This window comes from Kitasatospora sp. NPDC056181, from assembly GCF_042266225.1.
In the GTDB taxonomy this organism is placed as follows: Bacteria; Actinomycetota; Actinomycetes; order Streptomycetales; family Streptomycetaceae; genus Kitasatospora.
This window is the reverse complement of sequence record NZ_JBHJUK010000041.1, coordinates 1-20,727: the sequence shown is the minus strand read 5'-3', so window position 1 is coordinate 20,727 and position 20,727 is coordinate 1. Positions and strand designations below refer to the sequence as shown.

19 protein-coding genes are annotated in these 20,727 nt (G+C 73.5%); 5 read left to right on the top strand and 14 right to left on the bottom strand.

Going from position 1 to position 20,727, the window contains the following annotated elements:
- Window positions 1-14 precede the first annotated feature (14 nt).
- A complete protein-coding gene (locus tag ACFC1F_RS17680; protein ID WP_148644494.1) occupies window positions 15-692 on the bottom strand; it encodes a response regulator transcription factor in 678 nt (225 codons plus the stop codon).
- A 291-nt stretch (window positions 693-983) separates the two neighbouring features.
- On the opposite strand from ACFC1F_RS17680, the gene ACFC1F_RS17675 reads away from it, so the two are divergent.
- Window positions 984-1,967, top strand: coding sequence for a SigE family RNA polymerase sigma factor (locus ACFC1F_RS17675; protein WP_374106187.1), 984 nt, complete (start codon window positions 984-986; stop codon window positions 1,965-1,967).
- A gap of 247 nt (window positions 1,968-2,214) precedes the next feature.
- Here the strand turns inward: ACFC1F_RS17675 and ACFC1F_RS17670 are convergent, their stop codons facing one another.
- From ACFC1F_RS17670 to deoC, 5 genes are all read right to left on the bottom strand, one after another.
- On the bottom strand, window positions 2,215-2,850 hold the full coding sequence (locus tag ACFC1F_RS17670; RefSeq protein ID WP_376159273.1) for an ATP-binding protein: 636 nt from the start codon (window positions 2,848-2,850) through the stop codon (window positions 2,215-2,217).
- A gap of 47 nt (window positions 2,851-2,897) precedes the next feature.
- Window positions 2,898-3,308 carry a hypothetical protein gene (locus ACFC1F_RS17665; protein ID WP_376159271.1) on the bottom strand — a complete coding sequence of 137 codons (411 nt, stop codon included), beginning with the start codon at window positions 3,306-3,308 and terminating at the stop codon, window positions 2,898-2,900.
- A gap of 218 nt (window positions 3,309-3,526) precedes the next feature.
- Complete coding sequence (locus ACFC1F_RS17660) at window positions 3,527-4,429, bottom strand: aldehyde dehydrogenase family protein (RefSeq protein ID WP_376159269.1); 903 nt, start codon at window positions 4,427-4,429, stop codon at window positions 3,527-3,529.
- A complete protein-coding gene (locus ACFC1F_RS17655) occupies window positions 4,422-5,903 on the bottom strand; it encodes an aldehyde dehydrogenase family protein (protein ID WP_209416747.1) in 1,482 nt (493 codons plus the stop codon). The genes ACFC1F_RS17660 and ACFC1F_RS17655 overlap by 8 nt, the downstream gene beginning before the upstream one ends.
- A gap of 5 nt (window positions 5,904-5,908) precedes the next feature.
- Window positions 5,909-6,895 carry a deoxyribose-phosphate aldolase gene (gene deoC, locus ACFC1F_RS17650; protein ID WP_209416746.1) on the bottom strand — a complete coding sequence of 329 codons (987 nt, stop codon included), beginning with the start codon at window positions 6,893-6,895 and terminating at the stop codon, window positions 5,909-5,911.
- Between the two features lie 140 nt (window positions 6,896-7,035).
- Here deoC and ACFC1F_RS17645 point away from each other — a divergent pair, with 140 nt between their 5' ends.
- A complete protein-coding gene (locus ACFC1F_RS17645) occupies window positions 7,036-7,713 on the top strand; it encodes a PH domain-containing protein (RefSeq protein WP_209416745.1) in 678 nt (225 codons plus the stop codon).
- A 79-nt stretch (window positions 7,714-7,792) separates the two neighbouring features.
- Here ACFC1F_RS17645 and ACFC1F_RS17640 read toward each other — a convergent pair whose 3' ends face one another.
- The 6 genes from ACFC1F_RS17640 to ACFC1F_RS17615 form a co-directional block, all read right to left on the bottom strand.
- Window positions 7,793-9,517: a phospho-sugar mutase gene (locus tag ACFC1F_RS17640; RefSeq protein WP_376159267.1), complete on the bottom strand. Its 1,725-nt coding sequence runs from the start codon at window positions 9,515-9,517 to the stop codon at window positions 7,793-7,795.
- A 130-nt stretch (window positions 9,518-9,647) separates the two neighbouring features.
- Window positions 9,648-10,469, bottom strand: a complete 822-nt coding sequence (locus ACFC1F_RS17635) for a purine-nucleoside phosphorylase (protein WP_376159265.1) — start codon at window positions 10,467-10,469, stop codon at window positions 9,648-9,650.
- Between the two features lie 127 nt (window positions 10,470-10,596).
- Window positions 10,597-11,694 (bottom strand): NlpC/P60 family protein, encoded by a 1,098-nt coding sequence (locus tag ACFC1F_RS17630; RefSeq protein WP_376159263.1) that lies wholly within the window; start codon window positions 11,692-11,694, stop codon window positions 10,597-10,599.
- 68 nt (window positions 11,695-11,762) lie between these two features.
- Window positions 11,763-12,245 carry a poly-gamma-glutamate biosynthesis protein PgsC/CapC gene (locus ACFC1F_RS17625; protein WP_063349074.1) on the bottom strand — a complete coding sequence of 161 codons (483 nt, stop codon included), beginning with the start codon at window positions 12,243-12,245 and terminating at the stop codon, window positions 11,763-11,765.
- Complete coding sequence (gene pgsB / locus ACFC1F_RS17620) at window positions 12,242-13,717, bottom strand: poly-gamma-glutamate synthase PgsB (RefSeq protein WP_376159261.1); 1,476 nt, start codon at window positions 13,715-13,717, stop codon at window positions 12,242-12,244. The genes ACFC1F_RS17625 and pgsB overlap by 4 nt, the downstream gene beginning before the upstream one ends.
- 13 nt (window positions 13,718-13,730) lie before the next feature.
- Entirely contained in the window at window positions 13,731-15,977 is a 2,247-nt protein-coding gene (locus tag ACFC1F_RS17615; RefSeq protein ID WP_376159259.1) for a HAMP domain-containing protein, read from the bottom strand.
- A gap of 224 nt (window positions 15,978-16,201) precedes the next feature.
- Between ACFC1F_RS17615 and ACFC1F_RS17610 the strand changes: the two genes are divergently transcribed.
- A complete protein-coding gene (locus ACFC1F_RS17610) occupies window positions 16,202-17,173 on the top strand; it encodes a hypothetical protein (RefSeq protein WP_376159257.1) in 972 nt (323 codons plus the stop codon).
- A gap of 6 nt (window positions 17,174-17,179) precedes the next feature.
- Here the strand turns inward: ACFC1F_RS17610 and ACFC1F_RS17605 are convergent, their stop codons facing one another.
- Window positions 17,180-17,617 carry a gamma-glutamylcyclotransferase gene (locus tag ACFC1F_RS17605; protein WP_209416740.1) on the bottom strand — a complete coding sequence of 146 codons (438 nt, stop codon included), beginning with the start codon at window positions 17,615-17,617 and terminating at the stop codon, window positions 17,180-17,182.
- 78 nt (window positions 17,618-17,695) lie between these two features.
- Here ACFC1F_RS17605 and ACFC1F_RS17600 point away from each other — a divergent pair, with 78 nt between their 5' ends.
- Both ACFC1F_RS17600 and ACFC1F_RS17595 read left to right on the top strand, forming a co-directional pair.
- The gene (locus ACFC1F_RS17600; RefSeq protein WP_209416739.1) at window positions 17,696-19,150 is read left to right on the top strand and encodes an NAD(P)H-quinone dehydrogenase; all 1,455 of its coding nucleotides are present in this window, start codon (window positions 17,696-17,698) and stop codon (window positions 19,148-19,150) included.
- A 236-nt stretch (window positions 19,151-19,386) separates the two neighbouring features.
- A complete protein-coding gene (locus tag ACFC1F_RS17595) occupies window positions 19,387-20,349 on the top strand; it encodes a DeoR/GlpR family DNA-binding transcription regulator (protein WP_376159321.1) in 963 nt (320 codons plus the stop codon).
- 87 nt (window positions 20,350-20,436) lie between these two features.
- On the opposite strand, the gene ACFC1F_RS17590 is transcribed toward ACFC1F_RS17595, so the two are convergent.
- The coding region (locus ACFC1F_RS17590) for an acetyl-CoA carboxylase biotin carboxyl carrier protein subunit (RefSeq protein WP_376159254.1) at window positions 20,437-20,727 on the bottom strand (291 nt) is incomplete at its 5' end.

The window sequence follows — 20,727 nt, the reverse complement described above, 5'->3', positions numbered from 1 at the left end:
GCGGGCCGGCGCGGTCACGCCGGCGGGTCCAGCCGGTAGCCGACCCCGCGCACGGTGCGGATCAGCGTCGGCGCCGAGGGGACGTCCTCGACCTTGGCCCGCAGCCGCTGCACGCACGCGTCCACCAGCCGGGAGTCACCGAGGTAGTCGTGCTCCCAGACCAGCCGCAGCAGCTGCTGCCGGGAGAGCGCCTGACCGGGCCGGCGGCTGAGCTCCAGCAGCAGCCGCAGCTCGGTCGGGGTGAGTTGGAGGTCCTCTCCGTCCTTGGTGACGGTCATCGCCGCGCGGTCGATCACCACGCTGCCGTACGCCGAGGAGTCCGAGCTCTCCCGCTCGCCGCGGCGCAGCACGGCCCGGATCCGGGCGTCCAGGACGCGCGGCTGCACCGGCTTGACCACGTAGTCGTCCGCACCCGACTCCAGACCGACGACCACGTCGATGTCGTCGGACCGGGCGGTGAGCAGGATGATCGGCAGCTGGTCGGTGCGGCGGATGCGGCGGCAGACCTCGAAGCCGTCGATTCCGGGCAGCATGACGTCCAGCACGATCAGGTCCGGCCGCTGCTCCTTGAAGAGCCTCAGACCGTCCTCGCCGGAGGCGGCGGTGGCCACTTTGTGGCCCTGGCGGGTGAGGGCGAGTTCGAGGCCGGTCCGGATGGCGTCGTCGTCCTCGATCAGAAGGAGGAAAGGCACGGCCTCATTCTGGCCCACCCGGGGCGCCGAATCACCCCCCGGCCCGGACCGTCCCGTCGGCCCCCGGCCGCGCGGGAACCGGAATGTGCGCTACCGGCGTCCGTGACGGCAGGTGGGGGTGCGGGACGAAAGGCCCGCCCCTGTGACACCCCTGTGACAGTCGGCGGACAGCGCCATCACAACCGGCGGGCAGGATTTTCCATGTCGCCGCAGGACAGCGGGCCAACAGGCCGGCTGGAAGGCGGCAACAGGAACCGCTCGTACCGATCAAGGGGGCGCACGATGAACGCCATGCTTCAGGCCCGGACCAACCCGGCTGACCGCACCGCGCGTTCCTCAGCGACCACCCACCGGACCCGGTACGAGGTCAGGACCGATGAGACCTCCGGTGCCGTCACCGTACGGGGGTGCGCACACGGCACCGGTGGAAACACTGCCGCGCGCCGGGTGAGCGGCGGCGGCAGGCAGGGGGAGCTGTACGGGATCGGCCGGATGGGGAGTGCGGCCGACTCCGCCAACACCCTCACGCTGCGGGGGATCCTCCCCGTCCGCGTCGAGGGCAAGGACGCCCTGGGGGGTAACGGGGGAACCAGGGGGATCGGGGGGACCGGCCTGCGGAAGGCCGACTCGGGGGAGTCGGCCGGCCGCGAGGCCGCCGGTGCGACGCTGCTGCGACTGAACCCCGCAGCAGCCCGCACCACCGAAGCGGGACAGGGAGGCGCGCAGGGGGAGCACTCGGCCGTCGCGGAGGACCACACCAAGGAGTTCACCGCGTACGTGCGCGAGCGCCGCGCCTCCCTGTACGCCACGGCGTACCACCTCACCGGTGACCGCTACGAGGCCGAGGACCTGCTGCAGAGCGCGCTCTTCAGCACCTACCGGGCCTGGGGCCGGATCACCGACAAGGCCGCGGTCGGGGGCTACCTCCGCCGCACCATGACCAACCTGCACATCTCCGCCTGGCGGCGCCGCAAGGTCAGCGAGTACCCGACCGAGGAGCTGCCGGAGACGGCCGGCGACACCGACGCGATGGGCGGCACCGAGCTGCGCGCCGTGCTCTGGCAGGCGCTGGCCAAGCTGCCCGAGAACCAGCGGACCATGCTGGTCCTGCGGTACTACGAGGGCAAGACCGACCCGGAGATCGCCGACGTGCTCGGCATCAGCGTCGGCACGGTCAAGAGCAGCATCTGGCGCGCGCTGCGCCGGCTGCGCGACGACGAGCACCTGAACAAGTCGGGCGACACCGTCCGCGCGTTCGGCGAGCTGGTCGCGTAACGGCCGCAGGCCGTAACGGCGTACGACACATTGAGGACTCCCGTCGGGGGACGGGTGAGGACGGTCACGGGACTGGTGGCGCCGGCTCGGGGGAGCGGCGCCGCCGGGGGAGTCCGACGGCCGTCCGGGAAGGCGACGGGCCCGGTGCGGGGGAGACGCACCGGGCCCGTCGTTCGTTCGTCCGTGCCTGCCGCTCGGCGGCGCCCTGCTGGGCGTGGCCGACGACGGGCCGCTGCGTCCCGGCGGCTCAGACCGCCGACAGCTCGCGCGAGGCCGCCGCGCGGATCCGCCGGTCCGCCTCGGCGCCGGTGCACGGGTGGGCGCCCAGGCCCACCTGGCGGCCGACGATCGAGCGCTCGGCCCGCATCAGCCGCCAGCCGCGGCGCAGCAGCACCGGCAGCGACTTGCGGCCCTCGCGGACGTCCCGGCGCAGCCGGCGCCAGGCGGTGGTCAGCGCGCCGTTGCGCAGGCAGAGCGCATCGCCCAGGACGCCCTCGGCGGCGCAGTCGGAGGTGATCTCGGCGGCGAAGATGCCCTCGGCGATGAACGCGGGGGCGCCGGCCAGGTCCAGCACCCGGGTGGAGACGCGGCCGTTGTCCGGGATCGAGTACACCGGGACGTCGGCACGGCCGGTCTCGTGCAGGCTGCGGATCGCGGCGACGGCCTGGTCGCGGTGCCAGGCGAGCGGGGAGTCCCAGTCGACCGCGCCGTCGGGCAGCAGCGGCAGGGTGGGGTCGTCCCCGTCCTTGTAGAAGTCGTCGAGCTGGAGCACCGGCAGGCCGCTGCGCTCGGCCAGCGAGGACTTCCCCGATCCGGAGGGCCCGGACAGCAGGACCACCCGGGCGCGGGCTATCGGCACAGGGTTCAGCGGGGAGTCACTCACGAGACACCAGTCTGACGCATCCGGGCCCGATGCCGAAACCGGTCGGATCAGCCTTTCCGCACGGACCGGGGATCGGTGAGCGCGGCCTGGACGAGCGGCAGGTACCGGCTGTCGACCTGGAGGTGGACCGGCGGGCCGCCGCCGGGCGGCCGGTACGTGGTGGCGGCCCAGTCCTGGCTGTACCAGGTGTCCGGCTCGGGTTCGTGGAAGCTGCCGCCGGCGGCCAGTTCGTTGTGGCCGAGGACACGGGAGCCGAAGCCGGCGACGGAGGCCCCCGGGGTGATGTGCAGCCGGCCGTTGACGTACGCGCGCTGCCAGCCGGGCCGGTCGGACCGGGCCGAGCAGGGCACCCGGACGGGCCGGCCCGCGGCCAGCCGGCGGCGGGTGCGGGCCACGTGCAGCCTGCGCAGGAACCCGTCCGCGAACAGTGTCATCAGCTCGCCGACGATCTCTCCCACGGCGTCCCCCCTCGGTCGTTTCCGGTACGGACGATTCTGTCCGGCCCGGACCGGCGCCGGGAGCGCCGAAAGGCGGAACCGTCCGGAGACGAAAGTCGACGGACCCGCGCCAGGGGGGGAGAGGCGCGGGTCCGTCCTATGACCGTCCGGGCCCTGGGGGGGAGAGGGCACTGGGGACGGCCAGCTTGTGGAGTTGTTACCGGTGGCCGACGGGGAGGTCAGATCCCCATCGGGTGCCAGACCGTCTTCGTCTCCAGGAACGAGAGTAGCCGGTCGGTACCGGGAGCATTGGTCCAGTCCTGGGCGAACGGGTCCAGCTCCGGACGGACCACCCTCTTCAGGGTATCCGCGGCGGCGGCCTCCAGCGCGCCCGCCGCGCCGGGACCGTCGGCCGCGATCGCCCCGGTGAGGTCCACCGCGTTGACGTCCTGGTGCGAGGCCAGGGTGGGCGCGATGTCGGCGGTCCGGCCCGAGACGATGTTGACGACGCCGCCCGGGACGTCCGAGGTGGCCAGCACCTCGCCCAGCGACAGGGCCGGCAGCGGGGCGTCGGCCGCGGCCGCGACCACCACCGTGTTGCCGGTCGCGATGGCCGGGGCGATCACCGAGACCAGGCCGAGCAGCGAGTGCCCGTAGCCGGCCTGCGGGGCGACGATCCCGACCACACCGGTCGGCTCCGGGGTGGAGAGGTTGAAGTACGGCCCGGCGACCGGGTTGGCGCCGCCCGCGATCTGGGCGACCTTGTCGGTCCAGCCCGCGTACCAGACCCAGCGGTCGATCGCCGCGTCCACCAGGGCGGCGGCCTTCTTCGGGCCGACGCCCTCGGAGAGCGCAACCTCGGTGGCGAACTGCTCGCGCCGGCCCTGGAGCATCTCGGCGACCCGGTACAGCACCTGGCCGCGGTTGTACGCGGTGGTGCCGGCCCAGCCCTTGACCGCCGCACGGGCGGCCACGACCGCGTCGCGGGCGTCCTTGCGGGTGCCGAGCGGGGCGTTGGCGAGCCACTCGCCCTTGGAGTCGGTCACCTCGTACACCCGCCCACTCTCGGAGCGCGGGAACTTCCCGCCGACGTACAGCTTGTAGGTCTTGAGGACATCAAGACGGCTCACGACATCAGACATCGAGGTAGGCCTCCAGACCGTGGCGGCCACCCTCGCGGCCGTAGCCCGACTCCTTGTAACCGCCGAACGGCGAGGTCGGGTCGAACTTGTTGAAGGTGTTGGCCCAGACCACGCCGGCCTTGAGCTTGCTGGCCATCCAGAGGATGCGCGAGCCCTTCTCCGTCCAGATGCCGGCGGAGAGGCCGTACGGGGTGTTGTTGGCCTTCGCGACCGCCTCTTCGGGGGTGCGGAAGGACAGCACCGACAGGACCGGGCCGAAGATCTCCTCCTGGGCGATCCGGTGGGCCTGGCTGACGCCGGTGAAGACGGTCGGCTTGAACCAGAAGCCGGTGCCCGGAAGCTCGCAGGCGGGCGACCAGCGCTCGGCGCCCTCGGCCTCGCCGGCGTCGGTCAGCGCGGTGATCCGGGCCAGCTGCTCGGCCGAGTTGATGGCACCGATGTCGGTGTTCTTGTCCAGCGGGTCGCCGACCCGCAGGGTGGCCATCCGGCGCTTCAGCGCGTCCAGCAGCTCGTCCTGGACCGACTCCTGGACCAGCAGGCGCGAACCCGCGCAGCAGACGTGGCCCTGGTTGAAGAAGATGCCGTTGACGATGCCCTCGACGGCCTGGTCGATCGCCGCGTCGTCGAAGACGATGTTGGCGGCCTTGCCGCCCAGCTCCAGCGACAGCTTCTTGCGGGTGCCCGCCAGCTGCTTGGCGATCGCCCGGCCGACCGGGGTGGAGCCGGTGAAGGCGACCTTGTTGACGTCCGGGTGCGCGGTGAGCGCGGCGCCGGTGCGGCCGTCACCGGTGACGATGTTGACGACGCCCTTCGGCAGACCGGCCTGGCGGCAGATGTCGGCGAAGCGGAGCGCGGTCAGCGGGGTGGTCTCGGCCGGCTTGAGCACGACCGTGTTGCCGGTGGCCAGCGCCGGGGCGATCTTCCACGCCAGCATCAGCAGCGGGAAGTTCCACGGGATGACCTGGCCGGCCACGCCCAGCGGCTTCGGGGCGGCGCCGAAGCCGGCGTAGTCGAGCTTGTCCGCCCAGCCCGCGTAGTAGAAGAAGTGCGCGGCGACCAGCGGCAGGTCGACGTCGCGGGTCTCGCGGATCGGCTTGCCGTTGTCGATCGACTCCAGGACGGCCAGCTCGCGGCTGCGCTCCTGGATGATCCGGGCGATCCGGAACAGGTACTTGGCGCGCTCGCTGCCGGGCAGCGCCGACCAGCCGGTGAAGGCCTTGCGGGCGGCGGCGACGGCGCGGTCCACGTCCTCGTCGGTGCCCTGGGCGAACTCGGCGAGCACCTGCTCGGTGGCCGGGTTGACCGTCTTCAGGGCCTCGCTGCCGGAGGAGTCGACGAACTCGCCGCCGATGAAGTGGCCGTAGGAGGTGGCGATGTCACCCGCGGCGGCGGGCGACTCGGGGGCCGGGGCGTACTCGAAGAGGCCGCCGCGCTTGGGGGCCACGGGCTCCTCGATGGTGTTCTTCTTGGCCATGGTGATCAGTCCACCGTCACGTAGTCGGGGCCGGAGTACCGTCCGGTGGTCAGCTTCTGACGCTGCATCAGCAGGTCGTTGAGCAGGCTGGAGGCGCCGAAGCGGAACCAGTGCGGGGTCAGCCAGTCGTCGCCGAGCGTCTCGTTGACCATCACCAGGTACTTCATGGCGTCCTTGGTGGTCTTGATGCCGCCGGCGGGCTTGACGCCGACCTGGACGCCGGTCTGCGCCTTGAAGTCGCGGACCGCCTCCAGCATCAGCAGGGTGACCGGCGGGGTCGCGTTGACGGCGACCTTGCCGGTCGAGGTCTTGATGAAGTCGGCACCGGCCAGCATCGCCAGCCACGAGACGCGGCGCACGTTGTCGTACGTCTGCAGCTCGCCGGTCTCGAAGATCACCTTGAGGTGGGCGGAGGTGCCGTCCGGGCGCCTGCACGCCTCCTTGACGGCGACGATCTCGTTGAAGACGTCCATGTACCGGCCGGAGAGGAAGGCGCCCCGGTCGATCACCATGTCGATCTCGTCGGCGCCGGCCGCGACCGCGTCGGCGGTGTCGGCCAGCTTCACCGGGAGCGCGGCGCGCCCGGCGGGGAAGGCGGTGGCGACGGAGGCGACCTGGATGTCGGTGCCCTGCAGCGCGGCCTTCGCGGTGGCGACCATGTCCGGGTAGACACAGATCGCGGCGACCCGGGGGGTGGCCGGGTCGGTGGGGTCGGGGGTCCGGCCCTTCGCGCAGAGCGCGCGCACCTTGCCGACCGTGTCCGCGCCTTCGAGCGTGGTCAGGTCGATCATCGAGATGGCGAGGTCGATGGCATAGGCCTTCGCCGTGGTCTTGATCGAGCGGGTACCGAGAGTGGCGGCGCGCGCCTCCAGGCCGACCTGGTCGACGCCGGGCAGGCCGTGCAGGAAGCGGCGGAGCGAGGCCTCGGACGCCGCAACGTCCTGGAGACCGCTGCCCGCAACGCCGGGGGCATTGGCTGCAAGAGTGGACATAGTCACCAGACCAGCATATCTACGCGCGTAACATTGCGCTAGGCCCGGACCTTTTCGATGCCGGACCGAGACCTCCGAACCCCGTCCGCCCCGCTGGTCACCCCTGTAGATCGCGGGGGCCATGCGGCAGAATCGTCGGCATGACCGAATCCGACGGCAAGCCCCACCAGGGCCCGGCCGGCTCCGACGGGGAGCCCGTGTACGCCGACCGCGTGTACCGCTCCATTCCCGGTGTGATCTCCGGCGTGCTGTTGTTGGCCGTGGCCGGGTGGCTGATCGGGGACGCGGCGCTCAACGGGACGGGGAAGACACCGTACGTGGCTCTGGCCGCGGTACCGGTGTTCGCCTTCCCGGTGATCGCCTACACGCTGCGGCCGGCCGTGCTGGCCAACGACCGGCGGCTGGTGGTGCGCAACCCGCTGCGGACGATCACGGCGCCGTGGGCGTCGGTGGACGCGCTGCGGGCCGGGTACTCGGTGGAGCTGCTGGCGGACGGCCGCAAGTTCCAGGTGTGGGCGGTGCCGGTGTCGCTGCGCCAGCGCAAGCGGGCCAACCGGGCCCAGCAGCGCGGCGGCGGCGTCGAGCACACCTCCCGGCTGGGGATGGTCGTGGGGCGCCAGCCCGTCCCCGAGGTCCTCGGCTCGCCGGACTCGACCAGGGCCTGGTCCGACCAGGTGGTCGCGGTGCTCCAGGAGATGGCCGAGCGGAACGCGTCGAGCCCCGACGCGGCCGGGCCGGTGACCGTCCGCTGGTGCTGGTGGATCATCGCGCCGACGCTGGCCGGCCTGGTCGCGCTGATCGCCGCGATCGCGGCCTAGGAACCACGACGACGAAGGGCCCGCCGGTCTCGGCGGGCCCTTCGTCGTCTGCGGGTGCGTCAGGCGCCTGCGGGGTGCGTCAGGCGTCGATCCCGGCGGCCGCGGCCAGGTCGCGCTTGATCCCGTCGAGCAGCCCGGCGGCGCGCTCGCGGGCGCCGGCCAGGTCGGCGGCGGAGGCCACCGGGAGGACGACCTCCAGGTAGCACTTCAGCTTGGGTTCGGTGCCGGACGGCCGGACGACGATCCGGGCCGAGCGGACGGCCTCGCCGGCCAGGTAGTAGCGCAGGCCGTCGGTCGGCGGCAGGTCGGCGGAGCCGGCGGTCAGGTCGTCCGCCTGGGTGACCTTCAGGCCGGCCAGCGCGGTCGGCGGCTGCTCGCGCAGGCGCCGCATCGCGTCGGCGATCAGCGAGAGGTCCTGGACACGGACGGAGAGCTGGTCGGTGGCGTGCAGGCCGTGCTCCAGCGCCAGGTCGTCCAGCAGGTCGGCCAGGGTGCGGCCGGACTGCTTGAGCGTGGCGGCCAGTTCGGCGACCAGCAGGGCGGCGGTGATGCCGTCCTTGTCGCGCACGCCCTGCGGGTCGACGCAGTAGCCGAGCGCCTCCTCGTAGCCGTAGCGCAGGCCGTCGGCGCGGGCGATCCACTTGAAGCCGGTGAGCGTCTCGGCGTACCCGAGGCCCGCCGCCTCGGCGATCCGGCCGAGCAGCGTGGAGGAGACGATGGTGGTGGCGAAGGTGCCGGCGGCCTTCTTGGCGACCAGCGCGGCGCCGAGCAGCGCGCCGACGTCGTCGCCGCGGAGCATCCGCCAGCCGCTGCCCTGACCGGGGCCGCCTGCGGCGTTGCCGTTGGCGGGGACGGCCACCGCGCAGCGGTCGGCGTCCGGGTCGTTGGCGATGACGATGTCCGGGCCGACCGAGGCGGCGGTGCGGAAGGCGAGGTCCATCGCCCCCGGCTCCTCCGGGTTGGGGAAGGCCACGGTCGGGAAGTCCGGGTCGGGCTCGGCCTGCTCGGCGACCACGGTGGGCGCGGGGAAGCCGGCCCGGCGGAAGGCGGCGACCAGGGTGTCGCGGCCGACGCCGTGCATCGGGGTGTAGACGACGTCGAGGTCGCGCGGGCTGTGCGGGTCCACGATCGAGACGGCGCGGGCCAGGTACGCCTCGACGACGTCATCGCCGACGACCTCCCAGCCGTCCTCGGCGAGCGGGACCTCGGCGAGCGAGCCGATCGCGTCGATCTCGGCGGCGATCCCGGCGTCGGCCGGCGGGACGATCTGCGAGCCGTCGCCCAGGTAGACCTTGTAGCCGTTGTCCTGCGGCGGGTTGTGGCTGGCGGTGACGGTGACGCCGGCGGCCGCGCCGAGGTGGCGGACGGCGAAGGCGAGCACCGGGGTGGGCAGGGCGTGCGGCAGCAGCGCGGCGCGCAGGCCCGCGCCGACCACCACGGCGGCGGTGTCGCGGGCGAAGTCGTACGACTTGTGGCGGGCGTCGTAACCGATCACGACGAGGTCGCCGAGCTGTTCCTTCTTCACGTAGGCGACCAGCCCGGCGGCGGCCCGGATCACCACGGCGCGGTTCATCCGCATCGGGCCCGCGCCCAGCTCGCCGCGCAGGCCGGCGGTGCCGAACTGGAGCCGGCCGGAGAACCGCTCGGCCAGCTGGGACCAGGCGAGCTTGCTGTCCGCCTCGGCCTCCGGGCCCTCGGCCACGGCCAGCAGCGAGGTCAGCTCCTCGCGGGTCTGCGGGTCGGGGTCCTCGGCCAGCCAGGCCCGGGCCCGGGTGAGGAGATCGGTGGTGGGTGCCTGCGTCAAGGCCAGCTCCGTTGGGAAGTTCCGCAAGTGGGTGGGTGTGCGCATGCGGACGGGGCCCGCAGGCGGCTGTGATCCGCTGATCACAGCCGTCCGCGGACCCCGTCGCTCACGATTGTGAACCAGATCCGGGTCAGATCCGCTCAAGGACCTTCGCCAGCAGCGCGCCCATGCGCTCGGCGGAGGCCTTGCCGGCCTCCAGGACCTCGGCGTGGTTGAGCGGCTCGCCGGTCATGCCGGCGGCGAGGTTGGTGACCAGGGAGATGCCGAGCACCTCGGAGCCGGCCTCGCGGGCGGCGATGGCCTCCAGCGTGGTGGACATGCCGACCAGCTCGCCGCCGATCACCCGGGCCATGTGGACCTCGGCCGGGGTCTCGTAGTGCGGGCCGCGGAACTGCACGTAGACGGCCTCGTCGAGGGAGGAGTCCACCTCGCGGCAGAGGTCGCGCAGGCGCTTGGAGTAGAGGTCCGTCAGGTCGACGAAGTTGGCGCCGACGATCGGGGAGTCCGCGGTCAGGTTGATGTGGTCGCTGATCAGGACCGGCTGGCCGGGGACCCAGCCCTCGCGCAGACCGCCGCAGCCGTTGGTCAGCACGATGATGCCGCAGCCCGCGGCGGCGGCGGTGCGCACGCCGTGGACCACGGTGGCCACGCCGTGGCCCTCGTAGTAGTGGTTGCGGCCGAGGAAGATCAGGGCGCGCTTGTCGCCGATCTTCACCGAGCGGATCTTGCCGGCGTGGCCGGCCACGGCGGGGGCGGGGAAGCCCGGGAGGTCGGTGACCGGGAACTCTGCCACGGTCTCGCCCAGGGCGTCGGCGGCCGGCACCCAGCCGGAGCCCATCACCAGGGCGACGTCGTGGCGCTCGGCACCGGTCAGCTCGCGCAGGCGCGCGGCGGCGGCCTGGGCGGCGGCGTAGGGGTCGGCGGAGACGACCGACTGAGGAGATGCGTTCACACGTCCGAGGATAGACGGGAAATGGCTACGCGCGTAGAAAATCCTGGCGCGACGTGCCGGATCGTTACCCGGATGGCGTGAAAGTACAGCTCGCAGGCCCCTTTCCGCCCGTCCGCACGGGAGCAACCTACAGCCGCTTGGCGCTCCGCAGCCCCTTGGCGTACATGCCGTTGTCGTCCAGTCGCGCGGTGCCGCCCTTGTCGCCGAAGGTCGGGCCGTTGGCCTCCTCGCGGCTGGAGACGTAGCGGGGGTGGCCGTCGGTGTCCAGGCCGAGGTAGATGCCGGTGTGGTCGAGCCGGGCCCCGGTGCGCGCGTCGATCTCGAAGAAGACCAGGTCGCCGGGTTGCAGCGGGTCGATCGAGGCGGGCCGCAGGGTGGTGTCAGAGCCGGGCGCGGTGGTCAGCGGCAGCACCGGCACGCCGGGCGCGAGCCGGGCCAGGCCGTTGGCGGTGCGCTGGAGGCCGTTGCCGGCGACGTCCTTGCTGAGCAGCGGGTAGCCGGAGCGGTAGCCGTAGACCATCCGGACGAAGCCGGAGCAGTCGAAGGCGCCGTAGCGGGTCTTGTCGGGCTGCTTGGTGACCTTGTCGGCGAAGGTGTACGCGGTGCCGAGGTAGTCGAGGAAGTCGGTCTGCTCCAGCCGCAGGTCGTTGCCGGCCGAGCCGTTCGGGTTGAGCGGGCCGAACGAGGCGTCGCCCTTGATCCGTACGCCCTTGGCGTCCTTGCCCTCCGGCGCGCCCGCCAGGTACTGGGTGGCGATCGCCAGCACGTCGTCCGCCGTGGAGCCCAGCGACTGCTGGAACCAGGTGCGGAACCAGCCGTCGTTCTCCGCGCCGGCCTTCCAGGCCTGCGGCATCAGCCGGACCCAGCTGTCGCTGACCAGGGTGGCCGAGGTGGTGCCCGGTTCGGTGAAGGTGCGGCTCGGTCCGGCCAGGACGGCGGTGCGGGCGCCGTCGGTCAGGGTGGCGACCACGCCGCCGCGGGAGTCCCGGACCACCGTGCGGTCCGGCCCGGCCAGCCGCTCGTACCGGTAGCCGGCGCCGGCCTGGGCGGTGCCCTGGGCGGCGGCCGGGCTCGGCGTGACGGTGGCGGCGATCAGCGGCGCGGTGCCGCCGGCCGCGGCGGGCTGCCCGTCACGGTCCCGCAACTGGACGGTGAGGTACCCGCTGGCGGCCAGCAGGGTGACGGCGAGACCGCCGCTGAGCAGGGACTTCCGGGTGACTGGCATGGGCGCTTCCTGGAGGGGGCGGGACGGGGCCGGTCCGGTGGGCACCAGGGGCGGCCCACCGGTCGGTCCTACGTGCCGGGGAGGGCGCCGAGCAGCACGCCGGCGGTGAGGACGACGTAGTTGGCGAGCGTCACCGTGCTGGTGGCCATCAGGGTGGCGGCCCGCGGCTGGCGGACCAGCTGGTAGGCGATCAGGCCGGGGACGATGAAGCCGAGCGTCTGGTTGGCGTACAGGGTGGGCAGCTCGCGCTGGAGGACCAGCATCACGGTGGCCTGGAGCAGCACGCCGATCAGCACCACGGCGGCGAACAGCCGCTTGCCGTACAGGATCACCAGCTTCTGGACGACCCGGGTGGCGAGGTAGGTCAGCACCGTCACGCCGATCACGATGGCCACCCGCTGGAGGTCCTCGACCAGGGTGAGGGCCAGCCAGCCGGGGGTGATCATGCCGCCGGGGGAGAGGTTGGTGGTCAGGTAGCAGACGAGCGAGAAGACCAGGCCGAGCGCGATGCCGATGGCGGCGATCTCGGGGGTGAGCTCGGTGGGGATCACTGCTGGTCTCCGTACGGGAAGGGGCGCTGCGGGCGGGCGGGGGCCGGGTCGAACCAGGAGTCGGGCAGCGGCTCCGGGACGTACACGGGCTGGGCGGTGGCCGGACCGTCGTACGCGGGTCCGGGGTGGGCGGGCCGGGCGTACGCGGGTTCCGTGTAGTACGCCGGCCCGGGCTCGTCGTACGGGCGGTACCCCGTGTCCGGCCGGTACCCGGTCACCACGTCCGGCTCCTCGTACGGATCCCCGTGCGGCTCCTCGTACGGCGCCTCGTACGGATCCGCGTCCGGCTCGTCGTCGGGGGCCAGCCGGGCGAGCTCGTCCAGGAACAGCTCGCCCTGGCCGTGGATGTTGCCGATCGCGACCAGCGAGGAGTCCGGCCCGAGGCCGGCCAGCAGCTCCGCGGTGAGCGCCGCCGGGTCGCGCTTGTCGCCGCCGAGGTCGACCACCCGCCCCGACCAGCCCGCCGGGATGCCGTCCCGGGCGCTCTTGGTGGGGTGGCCGATCAGGAAGACGGTGTCCGGGTCGAGGTCCGGCACGATCTGGCCCATCTGGCCGTTGCGCTCGACGCGGTCCGGGCGGCAGTTGATCACCACGTTCAGCGGGCGGTTGATCGCGCCGAGGCCCTCCAGCTGGCGGACGTTCATCAGGGTGGACTCGGGATCGTTGGCCGCGAACACGTTGGCGAACCGCAGCCGCTTGCCGTCCTCGGTGCGGTAGCGCTCGACCGAGAGGACGCCCGGGTCCGGCGGCGCCTGCCACATGCCCTGGAGCGCCGTCTGCCGTTCCACGCCGAGGAGCTCGGCGACGGCGAGGGCGATGGCCACGTTCTCCTTGAAGGTGAACCAGCTGAAGCCGCGCAGCTCCTCGTCGGTCACCGACTCCGGGTCGACGACGATCAGCTCGCAGTTCCGCCGGGCCGCCTCCTCGCGCAGGATGTGCGCGCGCTCCTGCTCGGCGGTGACGCAGACGCCGCCGACCGGCATCGAGCGGGAGAGCGAGCGGGCGACGTCGTCCAGGGTCGGGCCCATCTCGGCGAGGTGGTCCTCACGGACGTTGCAGAGCACGCCGATGGTGGAGCGGATCAGCTTGGTCTGGTTGACCTCCTGGAGCGCCGGCATCACCGCCATGCACTCGATCACCAGGGCGTCCGGGCGGTAGGTCGCGGCGCGGCGGACGATGCCGATCTGCTCCACCACGTTGGCGATGCCGAACTTGCGGTAGACCGGCTCCTCCGTCGCGTCGGGGTGGATGAACCGGGCCGCGGTACCGGTGGTCTTGGCGACGGTGACCAGGTCGCCGCCGCGCAGCGCGCCGGCGCAGAGCCGGGTGATCGAGCTCTTGCCGCGGATGCCGTTGACCAGCACCCGGGTGGGGATCTGCTCCAGCGCCGCGAAGTGCCGGCGCTGCTCGACGATGCCCGCCACCAGCAGGACGGCGCAGCACACCAGCAGCACGAGGTAGAGGAAGAGCACGTCGGAGGTCCTCTCAGCGGGCGGTGGTGGAGGCGGCGGTGGTGGACGCGGGGGCGGTGGGCGCGCCGCGGCCGGGCGGGGCCTTGGCGGCGGACCCGAGGTCCTGGCGGATCAGCTCCAGGCTGCGGGCGACGGCGCCGACCTCGTCGTGGTGGACGGGGTAGAGCACGGTGCGGCGGTCCCCGGCGGCCAGCGCCTCGGCGCTCGCGGCGAGGCGGCGCAGCGGCAGGCCGACGGCGATGAAGAGCCAGCCGAGGCAGAGCGTGGCGGCGGCCAGGCCGAGCATGCCGGCCAGCACGGCGCGCCGGTCGGCCCGGTTCTGGTCGAGGTGGAGCCAGGCCACCGGGTGGGCGGTGACCACGGACCAGCCGAGCTTGGCGACGGTGCCGTTGCCGCCGAGCTGGGCGGCGGAGACCAGGGAGGGGTCGCCGCCGGTCCGCACGACATCGGCGGCGGGGCCCTTCTTGGCGTCGTCCAGGACGGCCCGGGCACGGCCCTCGGGGAGGTCGCCGAACGAGCTGTAGCCCTCGTTGGCGGCGAGGACGCGCTGCCGGTCGTCGATCAGCCAGACCCGGCCGAGGCCCGGGCGGGTGAGCAGGGTGCTCAGGAAGTCGGTCTTGAACTCGCCGACCACCACCGGGCCCTTGGCCGCCTGGGCGTCGTCCCCCTCCGGCTCGGCGGGGGCGGCGGTGAGCGCCGCGCGGGCGGCGATCCGCGGCTCCTTGCCGGACGTGTTGAGCAGCAGGACGCCGCTCGGGCCGACCGCCTCCGGCCCGGTGCGGTGCGGGGTGTCGCCGGCCTGGGCGAGCAGCTCGCCGCCGGCGCCGAGGACGTAGAGCGAGCGGTAGCGGTCGTGCTCCGCGAGGGTGGCCCGGAGCAGGGTCGTGGCCTGGCCGACGGAGGCGCCGGCGAGCGCGGGGGCGAGCGAGCGCAGGTCGGCGTAGCCCTCGTTGAGCGCCTGGCGGACCCGGTCGGCGGCGGTGTCGGTGCGGTCCCGCTGGCCGGCCACCACCTGGGTCGGGACGCGGACCTCGGTGTCGGAACCGCCGAGCAGGAGCAGCGGGCCGGACCAGCCGAGGATGACGACGGCGCACAGGGCGAGCGGCAGCGCGATCCCGGGGCGGCGCTTCGCCGCCGGGGCCTCGGCCGGCGGGCGGGCCGGGTCGAGCAGCTGGAGCCGCAGCTCCTCCAGGGCGCGGTTGATCCGGCCGGCCTCGCCGCGCCTGGGCCCGCGGACCGGCTGGTCCAGCTCGCCGCGGGTGAGCCGGCGGGCGTCCAGGAAGAGCCGGAGCAGGGGGCGCTGGAGGGTGCGGATCAGGAAGAAGGCCAGCAGCAGGGCGACCACCAGCAGCGCGCCGGCGGCGGCCAGGCCGAGGGCCGGGTGGCGCAGGCTGCCGGGCTTGCCGTCGACCGTGCTGGTGGAGACGACGGTGAGGCCGAGCGGGGTGGCCGGGTCGTGCCCGCCGGGGGTGGCGACGACCGCGTAGCCGGCCACCCGGCGCACGCCCTTGTCGTCGGGGCTGCCGGCCAGGCTGCCGGAGGCGGTCTCGCCGGGCGCGGGGCGCTGCCGGGCGGCGCGCTCCCGGGCGGTGGCGACCAGCCGCTTGTCGGGCTCGGCGAGCGCGGCGCCGGTGGAGTCCAGGACGGCGCCGGTGGCGTCGAGGACCTGGATGGTCTGTTCCTTGCGGGTGGCGATGCCGGGCAGCCGCAGGTTGTCGGAGGCGACCAGCAGGGCCCGGCCGTCCGCCTTGGTGGTCACCAGGGCGAAGGTGAGCAGCCGGGTTCCGGCGGTGGAGGGCACCAGCAGCGGCGCGGGTGCGGTGTCGGTGACCTTGGCGAGGTCGAGGCCGGCCAGCGGGACGGTCTCGCCGCGGGCGGCGAGCAGCCGGCCGGTGTCGGGCCGGACGATCACCGTGCCGCGCCACTTCTGGTACGCCTGGCCGAGCGCGGTCAGCACGGCCGCGGGCTCGGCGGGGGCGCCGTCGTAGCGGGCGGCGGCGCGGCGCAGGTCGGTGGCGCTCTCGTGGAGTCCGGCGCGGAGCGAGCCGGCGGTGTCCTCGGCGGCGAACTGGTGGGACTCGCGGACGGCCTGCGGGGTGTCGTCCACCCGCAGGCCCCCGACGGCGAGCGCGGTGATCGCGGCGACGGCCAGCAGCAGGATCAGCAGCAGCGCGATCGGCGGTCGGATGCCCCCGAGCAGCGGCATGTCGGCCCGTCGGCGATAGCGGTGCTGCCGCGGCGGGTTGGTTGCCGTGCTCACGAGGGCCTCGTCATCGGTTCGGGGGCTGCGGCGTGTCCGCCGCCCCCCGGAGCCGCGCCGCGACCTGTGGTCAAGCCCTGGTCAAAACCTGAAAAGCGTACGAAGTGGTTCACGAAATGCTGTCACGTTTCAGTATCGAAACGGAGAATCTTTGGGTACGCCCTGTGTGGATCATGGAAAAAGAGGCGCGCACGGTAAGTTCTCGCCCTATGGAGACTCTGCCCGTGAAGAGAGCGGGTTCCCGCCGCGCGGTCGTGCTGCCGATGGCGGCGCTGCTGGTGCTGGCGGCGCTGGCCGTCGGGCTGACGGTCGCGGCCCGCGGTTCCGCGGGGCGGCCGGGAGCGGCGGCCACGGCGGGCCCGACCGGCCCGCTGCCGGTGGACCTGGCGGCCCGGGTGGACGCGTACACCGCCGGCTTCGCCGCGGGCACCCCGTACACGGTCCCGGACGCGGTGCAGCGCCGGGCCGTCGCGGACGGCGTGGTGGCGGCGCTCGACGGGCGGCCCGAGCAGGCCGGGCAGGCGCTCGCACCGGTGGGCTACCGGCTCAGCGAGTTCACCGAGGCGGGCAGCGGGCGCCGGGTGGCCGAGATCGCCGAGGACGGCCCGGCGGACCGGCGCGGCTGGGGCCGGGTCTACCTGGACCTCTCGGCGAAGGACTACTGGTCGGTGCAGGTGCCGCACCCCGTCTCCGACAGTCGCACCGAAATGCTCGGGGTGGACCTCTTCCGGGCCGCGCCCGGCGGGGTGCTGGTGCTCGCCGGGGCGCACCGCAGGGCGGGCGCGGACGGCTCGTCCGATCCGGCCCACCGCAGCGACACCGTGTTCGCCGCCGTGATCGAGGCGCTCACCGCGCGCGGGCTGCCCGGCATCCAGGTGCACGGCTTCGACGAGGGGAGCCTGCCCGGGCAGGACACGGTGGTCTCCAGCGGCGCGGGCCAGGCCGGTCCGGCCGCCGAGCTGACCGCGGCCGGGCTCGGGCGGGCCGGGTTCGCGGTCTGCCGGGCGTGGCAGGAGAAGTGCGGGCAGCTGGAGGGCACCACCAACGTCGAGGGCCGCTTCGCGGCGGGCCTCGCGGTGCCGTGGCTGCACGTCGAGCTGGCCAACGCGCTGCGCACCGAGCCGGCCCGGCGGGCCGCGGTGGCGGCGGCCCTGGCCGCCACCGCCGTCTCCTGGCACGGCCCGGCTACGCCCTGACGCGCCTCAGCAGGGGCGGCGGCGCAGGTCCAGGACGTAGTCGTGCGGCGCGCCGGCGCTCTCCGCGGCGTCCGCGATCAGCCCGAGGTAGCGGGCGGCCGGCAGGCCGCCCTCGTAGTCGTTGAGCACGTACGTCCAGACCGGGATGTCGCCGTCCAGGGTGTGCGCGCGCAGCTTGATCTTGCGGTAGATGCCGAGCTGGACGCCCTCCCAGCGGTCGAGGCCCTCCTCGTCCATCGGCGCGACGTCGTACAGCGAGACGAAGACCTGGTCCTTCTCGTCCTCGACCACCGTCGCCAGCGAGCCCTCCCAGCCGAGCTGTTCGCCGCCGAAGGTGAGTCGCCAGCCGTCCAGCCACCCGCTGCCGCGCAGGGGGGAGTGCGGCGCGCGGCGGGTCATCTGCCGGGCATCGAGGTTGGTGGCATACGCGGCGTAAAGGGGCATGGGGGGAAGCCTACGTTCACGGGGCGATTGCACAGAAGCCCCGACCCCGGCGTGGCAGCGCTCCCGGCGTACGGGACAATGGTGAGCGTGACTCGGATCGTGATCATCGGTGGCGGACCCGGCGGCTACGAGGCGGCGCTCGTCGCCGCTCAGCTCGGCGCGGAGGTGACCGTCGTCGACCGCGACGGTCTGGGCGGATCGGCGGTGCTCACGGACTGCGTGCCGTCGAAGACCCTGATCGCGACCGCGGAGGTGATGACGACCTTCGACAGCTCGTACGAGGAGCTGGGCATCATCGTCGCCGACGACACCCCGCCGCTGGAGCAGCAGGCCAGGGTGGTCGGCGTGGACCTGGGCAAGGTCAACCGACGGGTGAAGCGACTCGCCATCGCGCAGTCGCACGACATCACCCAGTCGGTGACCCGTGCCGGCGTGACGGTGCTGCGCGGCCGGGGCCGGCTCGGCGCCGGCGGGCAGGCCGTGGACGGCTCCCGCGAGGTGCTGGTGGACGCGCCCGACGGCAGCGTCCAGTCGCTGCGCGCCGACGCGGTGCTGATCGCCACCGGGGCCCACCCGCGCGAGCTGCCGGACGCCCAGCCGGACGGCGAGCGGATCCTGACCTGGACCCAGGTGTACGACCTGGACGAGCTGCCGCGCGAGCTGATCGTGGTCGGCTCCGGCGTCACCGGCGCCGAGTTCGCCGGCGCCTACCAGGCGATCGGCTCCAAGGTCACCCTGGTCTCCAGCCGTGACCGGGTGCTGCCGGGCGAGGACCCGGACGCCGCCGAGGTGCTGGAGGAGGTCTTCCGCCGCCGCGGCATGAACGTGATGAGCCGCTCCCGCGCCGAGGGCGCCAAGCGCGTGGGCGACCACGTCGAGGTGACTCTCTCCGACGGCACGGTGATCAAGGGCACGCACTGCCTGATGGCGGTCGGCTCGATCCCGAACACCGCGGACATGGGCCTGGAGGAGGCCGGGGTCAAGCTCAACGACTGGGGCCAGATCCAGGTCGACCGGGTCTCCCGCACCAGTGCCCCCGGCGTGTACGCGGCCGGCGACTGCACCGGCGTCTTCATGCTCGCCTCGGTGGCGGCCATGCAGGGCCGGATCGCGATGTACCACGCGCTCGGCGACGCGGTGCAGCCGCTGAACCTGAAGACCGTGGCCTCCAACGTCTTCACCGACCCGGAGATCGCGACCGTCGGCTACACCGCCGCCGACGTGAAGTGCGGCAAGATGGACGCGGTCGAGGTCAAGCTTCCGCTGCGCGGCAACCCGCGGGCCAAGATGCAGGGCATCCGGGACGGCTTCGTGAAGCTGTTCTGCCGCCCGGGCACCGGCATCGTGGTCGGCGGTGTGGTGGTCGCCCCGCGCGCCAGCGAACTGATCCACCCGATCTCGCTCGCGGTGGACGCCAATCTGACGGTCGAACAGGTGGCCAGCGCCTTCACCGTCTACCCGTCGGTCTCCGGCTCGACCGCCGAGGCCGCCCGCCAGCTCCACATCAGGAAGCGGGCCGAGGGCGAAAACTGAGCACCCGACGCGAAGTTGAGGGCGGCTGCCGGCAGGTGGCCGCCCTTCGCGCGTGCAGGGGTTTCACCCGGACGGCGGGCGCAGTTCCGGTTTGCTGACGGCGCGTATTGTACGGTCACGCGCCGCTCGTGCGTGAGCAATTCCGGCTACCAGCTGCAAACGCCTGAAAGCAGACGGTCACGCAGGTTACCGTCGGTTCTGTGTTTGCAGCAGAACGTCGCCAGTTGATCCTCGAAATGGTGCGCGCCAACGGAGCCGTGTCGCTCCGTGAACTGGCCCGCGTCGTCCAGACCTCCGAAGTGACCGTGCGCCGAGACGTACGGGCACTGGAGGCAGAAGGGCTCCTCGACCGCCGGCACGGCGGCGCGGTGCTCCCCGGCGGCTTCAGCCGCGAACCCGGCTACCCGCAGAAGACCCACCTCTCCGCGGCCGAGAAGAGCGCCATCGCCGATCTCGCCGCGGGCCTGGTGGAGGAGGGTGACGCCGTGGTGGTCGGCGCCGGTACCACCACCCAGGAGCTGGCCCGCAGACTGGCCCGGGTGCCCGGGCTGACGGTGGTCACCAACTCCTTGCTGGTCGCCCAGGCGCTGGCGCACGCCAACCGGGTGGAGGTGGTGATGACCGGCGGGACCCTGCGGGGCTCCAACTACGCCCTGGTGGGCAGCGGGGCGGAGCAGTCGCTGCACGGGCTGCGGGTCTCCAAGGCGTTCATCTCCGGCAGCGGGCTGACGGCCGAACGCGGCCTGTCGACCACGAACATGCTCTCCGCGAGCGTGGACCGGGCTCTGGTGCAGTCGGCCGCCGAGGTCATCGTCCTCGCCGACCACACCAAGCTCGGCGCGGACACCATGTTCCAGACCGTGCCGACCGAGACCATCACCCGGCTGGTCACGGACGAGCAGGCCACCTCCGAGGACGGCACCGCGCGCGAGCTGGACGCGCTCGCCGACTGCGGCGTGCAGATCGACCTCGCGCCGCTCGGCGCCGCCCCCGCCGGGGACGCCCCGGTGCACGGCACCGGCAGCGGGCCGGTCCACCAGACCCAGCCCGGCCCGATGGCCCGCCGGGCCGCCCCGCCGCCCGGGGGCGCGCCGCTGCCCGGCCAGCGCCGCCCGGGCGCGCACGGCGGCCCCGCGGGCCCCGGCGGCCCGCTGCCGGCCCGGCTCGCCGAGCTGGGCGCCATCCCGCGCGTGCGGTAGCCGGCCCGCCGCGGCGGCCCCGGGCCGGAAACGGAACCGGTCCGCACACCCCGTGGGTGTACGGACCGGTCCGGTGGGCGGACTGCGTCAGTCCTTGATCTCGCAGAGTGCGGCGCCGCTGGAGACGCTGGCGCCGACCTCGGCCTTGAGGCCGACGATGGTGCCGGCCTTGTGGGCGTTGAGGGGCTGTTCCATCTTCATGGCCTCCAGGACGACGATCAGCTCGCCCTCGGCGACGACCTGGCCCTCCTCGACGGCGACCTTGACGATGGTGCCCTGCATCGGCGAGGCGAGGGTGTCGCCGCTGACCGCGGAGCCGGCCTTCTTGGTGCCGACGCGGCGCTTGGCCTTGGCCGCGCCGCCCGTGCCGGCCGCCGG